This is a genomic window from Microbacterium murale (assembly GCF_014635185.1).
Lineage (GTDB): Bacteria > Actinomycetota > Actinomycetes > Actinomycetales > Microbacteriaceae > Microbacterium > Microbacterium murale.
On sequence record NZ_BMCM01000009.1, the window covers coordinates 20,609 to 29,887 of the forward strand.

The following is a 9,279-nucleotide window of genomic DNA, read 5'->3' on the forward strand; positions in this document are numbered from 1 at the left end:
CCTGCTTCCCTCATGCTTGCTCGATTCTAGCGATTTACGCATGGGTACGCGGGTGCGACCTCGGCGATCCCGCCGAATCGTGCGCCGTCAGCGCGCCCGAGGATGCGAGGTGGCGTAGATGTCGCGGAGCGTGTCGACCGACACGTGGGTGTAGATCTGCGTGGTGGCGACGGATGCATGCCCGAGCAGCTCCTGCACCACGCGCACATCGGCGCCGCCCTGCAGCAGATGCGTGGCGAACGAATGACGCAGTGTGTGCGGAGACACCTCGGAGCTGATGTGCGAGGCCTCTGCGGCCGCGCGGATCACCAGCCACGCGCTCTGGCGTGACAGCGGTGCACCGCGAGAGCCCAGGAACAGCCGCGCGGACGCTTTGCCCTTGGCTGCGAGTGCGGGTCTCACGCGGGTGAGGTACGCGTCCACGGCATCCCGCGCGAAGGAGCCGATCGGCACGATGCGCTCCTTGGACCCCTTGCCGCGCAAGCGCAGCACGTCTCCGTGCGCGAGGTCGTCGACGTCCAGGCCCACCGCCTCCGAGACTCGAGCGCCGGTCGCGTAGAGCAGCTCGAGCAGCGCTCGGTCGCGGATGCCGATGGGCTCCTCGGCCGAGGGAGCCGCCAGCAGCCGCTCGACCTGATCGATCGTGAGCGCCTTGGGCAGACGCTGCGGCATCTTCGGCGGGCGCAGCCTGCCGGTCGGATCCTCCGGTTCGATGCCCTCGCGCACCAGGAAACGATGCAGCCCGCGAACGGATGACTGCAGCCTCGCGAGACTCGTCGCCGCTGGCGGCGGAACGATGCTCGAACGGTCGGTGATGAATCGGCTCACGATGGCGCCGGTCACCGCGGTCGTGTCATCGATGCCGGCGGCGGTCAGCCATTCCAGGTAGACGTCGAGGTCTCGGCGATATGCGCCGACGGTGTGCTCGGACAGACCGCGTTCGATCGTGACGTGCCTGAGGTACGCGTCGACCGCGCGATCCAGGCGCATGGTCAGTCCCGCAGTCTCCGCTCGGCGGCAAGCACGCCGAGTGAGAGGATGCCGTTGCGCAATCGTCCTTCGAGAACCGCGTCGACCGCATCCGAAAGAGGAACCCACTCCACGCGGATGTCGGCTTCCTCGTCCTCACGGGCGTACGCGGCGGGTGCAGCCTCGATGCCGGTGGCGAGGTAGATCCGGATCAACTCGCTGTTGCCGCCAGGGGTCGTCCAGGTCGAGACGAGCAACTGCCAGTCGCGCGCGACCAGGTCGGCTTCCTCGGCCAACTCTCGCTGCGCGGCGACCATCGGATCTTCCCCCTCGATGTCCAGGAGCCCGGCGGGCAGCTCCCAGTCACGGTGGCGGATCGGATGCCGGTACTGCTGTATCAGCAGCACACGGCCGTCGTCGTCGAGTGCGAGCACAGCGACGGCTCCGGTGTGATCGACGTACTCGCGGATGATCTCACCGTCGCCATACGCGACGCGATCGGAACGCACGTCCCACACCCAGCCCTTGTAGACGACGTCACTGCTGACGACCTCTGGCTCGAACGGCTCGTCACGCAACTCCGACGCGATCGAAGGCGTCTCAGTCATCGGCCGACACGTCGAACAGCTCGCTGGAGCGGTGCCGCTCGATCGCTGCCCCGATCAGTCCGCGGAACAGCGGGTGCGGTGCGGTCGGGCGCGAGCGCAGCTCGGGGTGGGCCTGCGTGGCGATGTAGTACGGGTGCACGTCGCGGGGCAGCTCCACGTACTCGACGAGGTCGAGATCGGGGTTGAGCCCCGAGAACACGAGTCCGGCGTCCGACAGGCGGTCGCGGTAGGCGTTGTTGACCTCGTAACGGTGACGGTGCCGCTCGGACGCCTGCGCCGTGCCGTACAGCTCACGGGCCAGCGTTCCCTCACCGAGCTCCGCCTCGTAGAGTCCGAGGCGCATGGTGCCGCCGAGGTCGCCGCCGTCGAGGATCTCGACCTGCTCGGCCATCGTCGCGATGACGGGCTCAGCGGTCTCAGGGTCGAACTCGCTCGAGGAGGCCCCGGCGATACCGGCGATGTTGCGGCCGTACTCGATGACCATGCACTGCAGACCGAGGCACAGCCCGAGCGTCGGGATGCCCTGTTCGCGGGCGAATTTCAGCGCACCGAGCTTGCCCTCGATGCCGCGGATGCCGAACCCACCGGGCACGCAGATACCGTCGACGTCGGACAGCGCCTTGGCCGCTCCCTCCGGGGTCTCGCAGGAGTCCGACGGGATCCAGCGGATCTTCACGTGGGTCTCCTGCGCGAAACCACCGGCGCGCAGCGCCTCGGTGACGGAGAGGTATGCGTCTGGGAGGTCGATGTACTTGCCGACCAGGCCGATCGTGACCTCGTGCTTCGGGTTGTGAACGGCGTCGAGCACCTTCTGCCAGCGAGTCCAGTCGACCTCGGGCGCTGCCTTCTCGTCCAGGCCGAGTCGACGCACGATGTAGGAGTCGAGGCCCTGGTCGTTCAGCGTCGACGGGATGTCGTAGATGCTGGGCAGATCGACGGTGTTGATGACGCCCTCGACATCGACGTCGCACATCAGGGCGATCTTGTTGCGGTTGCTCTCGCTGACGGGTCGGTCGCTGCGCAGCACCAGTGCGTCCGGCTGGATGCCGACCTGGCGGAGGGCTGCGACGGAGTGCTGCGTCGGCTTGGTCTTCTGCTCCCCTGAAGCGCCCATGAACGGCACGAGTGACACGTGCACGAAGAACACGCTGTCGCGACCGAGTTCGTGGCGCAGCTGACGCGCGGACTCCAGGAACGGCTGCGACTCGATGTCGCCGACCGTGCCGCCGACCTCGGTGATGATGACATCCGGCCTAGGGATCTCATCCGCCTGCAGACGCATACGACGCTTGATCTCGTCGGTGATGTGCGGGATGACCTGCACCGTGTCACCGAGGTACTCGCCGCGGCGCTCCCGCGCGATCACCTGCGAGTAGATCTGGCCAGTGGTCACGTTGGCGGCCTGCGACAGGTTGATGTCGAGGAACCGCTCGTAGTGGCCGATGTCGAGGTCGGTCTCCGCGCCGTCGTCGGTGACGAACACCTCACCGTGCTGGAACGGATTCATGGTGCCCGGGTCGACGTTCAGATAAGGGTCGAGCTTCTGCATCACGACGCGCAATCCGCGTGCGGTGAGCAGGTTTCCCAGGCTGGCGGCTGTGAGCCCCTTACCCAAAGACGAAACGACACCACCGGTCACAAAGATGTGCTTGGTCGTGTCGTTCTTGGGCCCCGCGTCAGAAGAGTTCATCACGGGCTTCGATCCTAACAGTTCGCTCAGACCGCAAGGCTGAGAAGTTCTCGGGCATGGGTGATGGCGGCATCCGAATCGGTGAGTCCGGACAGCAGCCGCGCCATCTCCGCCTCCCGGTCCTCCCCCTCCAGACGCCGCACGCTGGACGCGGTGACCGCGCCGTCATTGGCTTTCACGACGGAGAGATGGTTGGAGGCGAAGGCCGCCACCTGCGCGAGGTGGGTCACCGCGATGACTTGCGACGTCTCTGCAAGCCGGGCGAGTCGCCGTCCCACTTCGATGGCCGCGGCGCCGCCGATGCCGGCATCCACCTCATCGAAGACGAACGTCGGAACGGGGTCGGTGCCGGCGATCACGACCTCGATCGCGAGCATCACGCGCGAGAGTTCACCACCCGACGCGCTCTTCGCGACCGAGCGCGGTTCGGCGCCCGGGTGCGGTGCGAGCAGGATCGCGATGTCGTCACGGCCGTGCGTGCTCTCGCCGCCATCACGGACTGCGACTTCGAGGCGGGCGTCCGGCATGGCCAGTGCGTGCAGTTCGTCGGTCACGGCGGCGCCGAGGCGCCCCGCAGCCTCGGTGCGCGCGGAGGTCAGCGCTGCCGCGGCGTCGTCGAGCGCCCCCCGTGCGACATCCCGTTCGTCCTGCAGGCGTTCCAGGCGGTCGCCGTCGTCGTCGAGCTCGGCGAGCCGCGCAGAACCCGTCTGCCACAGCTCGAGCGCCTCGTCCAGAGAGCCGTGCGAGCGGATCAGCGTGGTCAGGGCCGCGCGTCGCTCCTCGACCGCAGCGAGCTCGTGAGGCCCTGTCTCGTCGAGGTCGGCGAGGTATGCCGAGAGCTGCCCTGCGAGATCCGCGATGCGGTAACCGACGTCGGCGATCCCTTCGGAGATCTCAGCGAGCGCCGGATCCGCCGCTCGCTCGAGATTCCGTCGTGCTTCGGCGACGAGCGCGGACGCGTCGGCTTCGCCCTCGTCGCTGGAGAGCGCGTTGTGGGCGAGGGATGCCGCGAGCCTGAGATCCTCGGCATTCGCGAGCCGTTCGGCCCGCTCAGCGAGCGCGAGGTCCTCCCCCGGTTCCGGTGCGGTCGCCTCGATCAGCGTGAGCGCTTCGCGCAGTCGCTGCGCTTCTTCGGCTCGGCGGTCACGGTTCTCAGCGATCTCGGTGATCTCGGCATCCAGCTCGCGCCAGCGCGTGAACGAGGCCGTGTAGGTCTCGAGAGCACCTGCGATCGGCGCGCCGCCGAAACGATCCAGGGCGTCGCGCTGGGCGGCCGTCGAACGAAGCCGCAGCTGCTCGGACTGCCCGTGCACCACCACCAGTTCATCGGCGAGGGCGGAGAGCACGCCCGCCGGGGCCGCGCGTCCGCCTACGCTGGCACGGCTGCGTCCTTCCGCGCTCAGAATGCGAGACACGTACAGCTCACCGCGGCCGTCGTCGAGAGGCTCCAGGTCGCCGCCGGCATCCGACACGATGTCTGCCACCACGCCGTGGTCCGGCACGACCCACACGCCGGCGACAGAGGCCTGCGCCGACCCTGCTCGCACGGCGCCGGAGTCTGCCCGCTGTCCGAGCAGCAGGCCCAGCCCCGTGACGACCATGGTCTTGCCCGCGCCGGTCTCACCGGTGATCGCGGTGAATCCTGGGCCGAGCGGCAGCGCGGCGTCAGCGATGACGCCGAGTCCCTGCATCCGCATCTCCTCGATCACGCCGGCGATCCCCCGTCCTGCCCGCGCCATCCGGCCACGGGCAGCTGGAACTTGCGCACCAGCCGCTCGGTGAACGCCGTCGGGTGCAGTCGGGCGAGGCGCACCGGGCGCGACGAACGACGAGCGACGACGCGTGCGCCAGGCGGAAGATCATGCGAACGCCGGCCGTCGCACCAGAGGATGCCGGTGCCGGAGGTGCGCTCGAGCATCTCGATCGCGACCGACGCGTCAGGGCTGACGACGAGCGGCCGCGCGAACAGCGCGTGCGCAGACAACGGAATCACGGCGATGGCTTCGACACTCGGCCAGATCACCGGTCCTCCTGCGGAGAAGTTGTAGGCGGTGGAGCCGGTCGGCGTGGAGATGACCATGCCGTCGCAGCCGTAGCTCGACAGCGGGCGGCCGTCGATCTCGACGACCACCTCGATCATGCGCTCGCGGCTCGCCTTCTCGACGGTCGCCTCGTTCAGCGCCCACGTCTCGAAGACGACCTTGCCGGCAGCATCCTTGACACGCACGGCGAGAGCAAGGCGCTCCTCGACCGCGTAGTCGCGCGCGATGACGCGCTCCACGGCGTCGTCCATGGCGTCTCGTTCGATCTCGGCGAGGAAACCGACGTGTCCCATGTTGATGCCGAGGACCGGCGCGCTGTTCGTGCCGCGCACGAGCTCTGCCGCACGAAGAATCGTGCCGTCGCCGCCGAGAACGATCGCGAGTTCCAGGTCATCGACTGCGACGTCTTCGCCCAATGCGTCGACGTCGCTGAAGTCCCCGTCGACGGCAGACAACTCGGCGCGATCGTCCGGCGAGAGCACCGGGCGTGCCCCTGCTCGGAGAAGGAGATCGATGACGCGACGGGCAGCGGCGACGGTGTCGTCTCGCCCCGCATGAGCGACGACCAGGATGTTGCGCTCGTTCATCGTCCTCCCGCCAGTTCGTCGATACGCTGTCTCCATTGTGTCGGATTGCTCCCACGGCCGGGCGCCATGTGGACCAGGAATTCCGCGTTGCCGTGCGTGCCGAGGATCGGCGACGCGATGATTCCGAGCATGCCGAATCCGGCATCCCATCCGTTCCAGACGACGCGGGCGACGGCATCCGCTCGAGTGGCTGGGTCGGTGACCAATCCGCCGCGCACGGCGGTGCGACCGACCTCGAACTGCGGCTTGACGAGCAGGACGACATCGGAACCGGATGCCGCGACCGCAGCGACGGCCGGCATGACGAGCTCGAGCGAGATGAACGACAGATCGCCGACGATCAGCTCCGTGGCATCCGGCTCTCCGGTCGCCTCGGTGAGGCTCTCACGCGTCATGTGCCGCACGTTGAAGCCCTCGACGCCGACGACGCCGGGATCCTCTGCGATGGATGCTGCGAGCTGATCGTGCCCGACGTCGACGGCGAGCACCTTGCGCGCTCCACGCTCGCGGAGCACCTGAGTGAACCCGCCAGTGGAGGCTCCCATGTCGAGTGCGAGACGTCCGTCAACGACGACCTCGAACGCATCGAGGGCGGCGATGAGCTTCTGCGCTCCTCGGCTCACGTAGTGGTCGCTCTCGGCGAGGGTGATCACGGCCTCGTCGCCCACTGATGTCGAGGACTTGATGATCGGGCGGCCGTCGACGCTCACGACGCCGGCCGCGATGAGCGTGGCTGCGTGCGAGCGTGAACGTGCGAGTCCTCGAGCGGCGAGGGCTGCGTCGAGGCGCGTCACCGGTCTCCCGACGAGGTCTTCTCGGTGCTCTTCACCGTGCTCTTCTCACTGGCATCGAACTTGGCGCCGCTCTCGAGGCGGCGGAACAGTTCGTCGTGCAGAGTGGAGTACGCATCGGCGCGGTCGGCCAGCGGTTGACCCTCGATCAGGCGCAGGCGGCTCCACAGACCGTCGGTCGGCGTCGCAGTCGTCTCATCGCTCACGACTCCACTCTACGGCGCGGCTCCGACGTGCTCGGTGAGGCACGGCGAACGTCCGGCTCATGGACGATGGAACGGATCCTCGTACAGCTTCTCGGGGACGCGGAGGACGAAGACAGGCGTGCCGGATTCCCAGATGGCGGTCGCGCCGGCGCGTACGAGATCGATCTGCCGCGAACCCTCGGAGAGGATCTCGACGTCTCCCCCGACGACGCGGACGGATGCCCCGTTCACTGTGACGGCACCGTCCTTGCGCTCGGTCTGCGGATACGGCTCGTGCAGTTCACGCAGGTCGCCAAGGATGTATGTCGGCCGCGACCCCTCGGGCGCGGCCAGTAGATGCTTGGGCCGGTCGATTCCGGTGAGCACCAGCACGGAGTCGATGCCGACACGTGCAGCACCCATGATGTCGGTGTCGAGGCGGTCCCCGATGAACAGCGTCTTGGTCGCGCCGAAGCGGGCGATCGCCTCTTCGAAGATCGGAACCTCCGGCTTGCCCGCCACTGTGGCGAGGCGCCCGACAGCGGTGTGCACAGCGGAGACGAGCGTGCCGTTGCCCGGAGCGATACCGCGCGCTTGAGGGATCGTCCAGTCGCTGTTGGTGGCGATCCAGGGGATGCCGCCTTCTTCCTCTGGCACCTTCAGCGCGAAGGCCGCCTCTGCCAGGTCGGTCCACGCGACCTCGGGAGCGAAGCCCTGCACGACGGCGTCCGGGGCGTCTTCGGCGCTGCGGGTGATCGTGTAGCCGGCCTTCTCCGCCTCGACGACGAGCCCTTCTCCGCCCACGATGAGCAGCGTCGCCGGCGCAGGGACGATGGACGCGAGCAGGCGCATGGCCGCTTGGGGGCTGGTGACGACCTCGTTCGCCTCGACGGTCAGACCGAGTGAGGTGAGATGCTCGGCGACGGATGCGTCGGTGCGGGATGCGTTGTTCGTGATGTAGCCGACGCGTCGGGTCGTCGCGACCTCGTTGAGGCTCTCCACGGCATACGGCAGGGCGCCTGGGCCGGCGTAGACGACACCGTCGAGGTCAGCGAGAACGACGTCGATGCCATCGAGCGGAGTCGGGCGCGACGTAGCCGGATGAGACCGTGAGAAGAGCCCCACTCAGGACTCCTCGTCCTCGATCAGCCCGTCCTCGACGAAGATCTCGTCCTCGTCGTCGCCTCCCATGCCCAGCGCGTCGGCGGCGACGTCGGCGCGTTCCGCCCAGAATGCCGCCTCGTCGTCGCGACCGAGATCCTCGAGCACGGCGGCGTGGGCGGCGAACAGCGCAGGGCTCCACTCGAAAGCGCGGTCGGGGTCGAGTTCGGGGATCTGCAGTTCGCCCAGCGCGAGCTCGGTGTCGCCGAGATCGAGGCGCGCGCCCGACATCGCGATCGCGAGAGCGACGCGCACGGGCGTGGGGAGCTTCGAACGATCCGCAGCGCGGCCGGTCTCGAGGGCGCGGTCAGGACGTCCGATGCCACGCTCGCTGTCGACCATCAGGGCGATCTGGTCGTCCTTGCCGGAGATGCGGCGGTACGTGCGCAGCTCGCGCAGTGCCAGGGCGAAATCACCGGTCGCGTACGCGGTGATGCCGAGCGATTCGCGGACGATGGCGATGCGGCCGGCGCGACGGGATGCCGCGAGGGCATGCTGGTGAGCGAGAGCAGGATCCTCGTCGATGAGCTTGGCCGCCATCGCGAGATGCCGTGCGACCTCATCGGCGTTCTCCTTGCTCAGCGTCTTCAACTCGTTGCGCGCCGACGAATGCAGATCGTTGGGCGTGATGTCCTCGGGGATCGCGGGGTCATCGTGGCGCGGACGGTCGTCGCTCTGGCGGTCCGGTCGGTCACGACCGGTACCAGCACGCTGCGGAAATCCGCGGCCGCCGGAACTGCGGTCATCGCGACGCGGTGCGCTGTCGCGCCCCTGGTAGCCGCCCTCACGGCGCGGGGCTCCCGCGCCATCACGACGCGGAGCTCCCGCGCCATCGCGACGAGGAGCACCGGCACCATCGCGACGCGGCGCTCCCGCACCATCACGACGAGGGGATGCGCCATCGCGTTTCACGTACCCGCCATCGCGGCGCGGAGCACCGGCACCATCACGGCGCGGAGCACCGTCTCGGCCTTGGTAGCCGCCCTCACGTCGGGGCGCGCCGGAGCCGTCCCGACGAGGTGCGCTGTCACGGCGCGGAGCGCCGGCACCACCAGAGGAGGCCGAGCGATCAGTGCGCGGAGGTCGGCCCTGACGATCGTTTCGTCGGGCACTGGAGTCGTCGTCGCGTCGCGGTCGACGCTCATCCTCATTCGGCATGATCTGATTCTCTCCACTTCCTGGTGAACGCAAAATGGCCACCCTGCGTTGGGTGGCCATTTTGTTTCTTCTGAAAGAAGTTCGGCGG

General features: G+C 68.3%; 10 protein-coding genes. All 10 read right to left on the bottom strand.

Annotated features, from left to right (window positions below):
- Positions 1-87 precede the first annotated feature (87 nt).
- The 10 genes from xerD to IEV67_RS18670 are packed head-to-tail and all read right to left on the bottom strand — an operon-like array spanning position 88 to position 9,178.
- The gene (gene xerD / locus IEV67_RS18625; protein WP_188438226.1) at positions 88-990 is read right to left on the bottom strand and encodes a site-specific tyrosine recombinase XerD; all 903 of its coding nucleotides are present in this window, start codon (positions 988-990) and stop codon (positions 88-90) included.
- Between the two features lie 2 nt (positions 991-992).
- Entirely contained in the window at positions 993-1,577 is a 585-nt protein-coding gene (locus tag IEV67_RS18630; protein ID WP_188438227.1) for an NUDIX domain-containing protein, read from the bottom strand.
- The gene (pyrG, locus tag IEV67_RS18635) at positions 1,570-3,267 is read right to left on the bottom strand and encodes a CTP synthase (RefSeq protein WP_188438228.1); all 1,698 of its coding nucleotides are present in this window, start codon (positions 3,265-3,267) and stop codon (positions 1,570-1,572) included. The genes IEV67_RS18630 and pyrG overlap by 8 nt, the downstream gene beginning before the upstream one ends.
- 26 nt (positions 3,268-3,293) lie before the next feature.
- The gene (recN, locus tag IEV67_RS18640) at positions 3,294-4,976 is read right to left on the bottom strand and encodes a DNA repair protein RecN (protein ID WP_188438229.1); all 1,683 of its coding nucleotides are present in this window, start codon (positions 4,974-4,976) and stop codon (positions 3,294-3,296) included.
- Positions 4,973-5,896 (bottom strand): NAD kinase, encoded by a 924-nt coding sequence (locus tag IEV67_RS18645; RefSeq protein ID WP_188438230.1) that lies wholly within the window; start codon positions 5,894-5,896, stop codon positions 4,973-4,975. The genes recN and IEV67_RS18645 overlap by 4 nt, the downstream gene beginning before the upstream one ends.
- Positions 5,893-6,690, bottom strand: a complete 798-nt coding sequence (locus IEV67_RS18650) for a TlyA family RNA methyltransferase (protein ID WP_188438231.1) — start codon at positions 6,688-6,690, stop codon at positions 5,893-5,895. The genes IEV67_RS18645 and IEV67_RS18650 overlap by 4 nt, the downstream gene beginning before the upstream one ends.
- On the bottom strand, positions 6,687-6,893 hold the full coding sequence (locus IEV67_RS18655; protein ID WP_188438232.1) for a hypothetical protein: 207 nt from the start codon (positions 6,891-6,893) through the stop codon (positions 6,687-6,689). Before IEV67_RS18655 ends, IEV67_RS18650 begins: the two co-directional genes overlap by 4 nt.
- A 57-nt stretch (positions 6,894-6,950) precedes the next feature.
- Complete coding sequence (locus IEV67_RS18660; RefSeq protein ID WP_188438233.1) at positions 6,951-7,997, bottom strand: HAD-IIA family hydrolase; 1,047 nt, start codon at positions 7,995-7,997, stop codon at positions 6,951-6,953.
- Complete coding sequence (locus IEV67_RS19055; RefSeq protein ID WP_229703365.1) at positions 7,998-8,945, bottom strand: hypothetical protein; 948 nt, start codon at positions 8,943-8,945, stop codon at positions 7,998-8,000. It abuts the gene before it with no gap.
- Complete coding sequence (locus tag IEV67_RS18670; protein ID WP_188438234.1) at positions 8,942-9,178, bottom strand: hypothetical protein; 237 nt, start codon at positions 9,176-9,178, stop codon at positions 8,942-8,944. The genes IEV67_RS19055 and IEV67_RS18670 overlap by 4 nt, the downstream gene beginning before the upstream one ends.
- Positions 9,179-9,279: the final 101 nt, after the last annotated feature.

Excerpts from the sequence above, each read along its gene's own strand:
- IEV67_RS18645 (WP_188438230.1), bottom strand. The coding sequence starts at position 5,896 with ATGAACGAGCGCAACATCCTGGTCGTCGCTCATGCGGGGCGAGACGAC.
- IEV67_RS18630 (WP_188438227.1), bottom strand. The coding sequence starts at position 1,577 with ATGACTGAGACGCCTTCGATCGCGTCGGAGTTGCGTGACGAGCCGTTC.
- pyrG (WP_188438228.1), bottom strand. The coding sequence starts at position 3,267 with ATGAACTCTTCTGACGCGGGGCCCAAGAACGACACGACCAAGCACATC.
- xerD (WP_188438226.1), bottom strand. The coding sequence starts at position 990 with ATGCGCCTGGATCGCGCGGTCGACGCGTACCTCAGGCACGTCACGATC.
- IEV67_RS18670 (WP_188438234.1), bottom strand. The coding sequence starts at position 9,178 with ATGAGCGTCGACCGCGACGCGACGACGACTCCAGTGCCCGACGAAACG.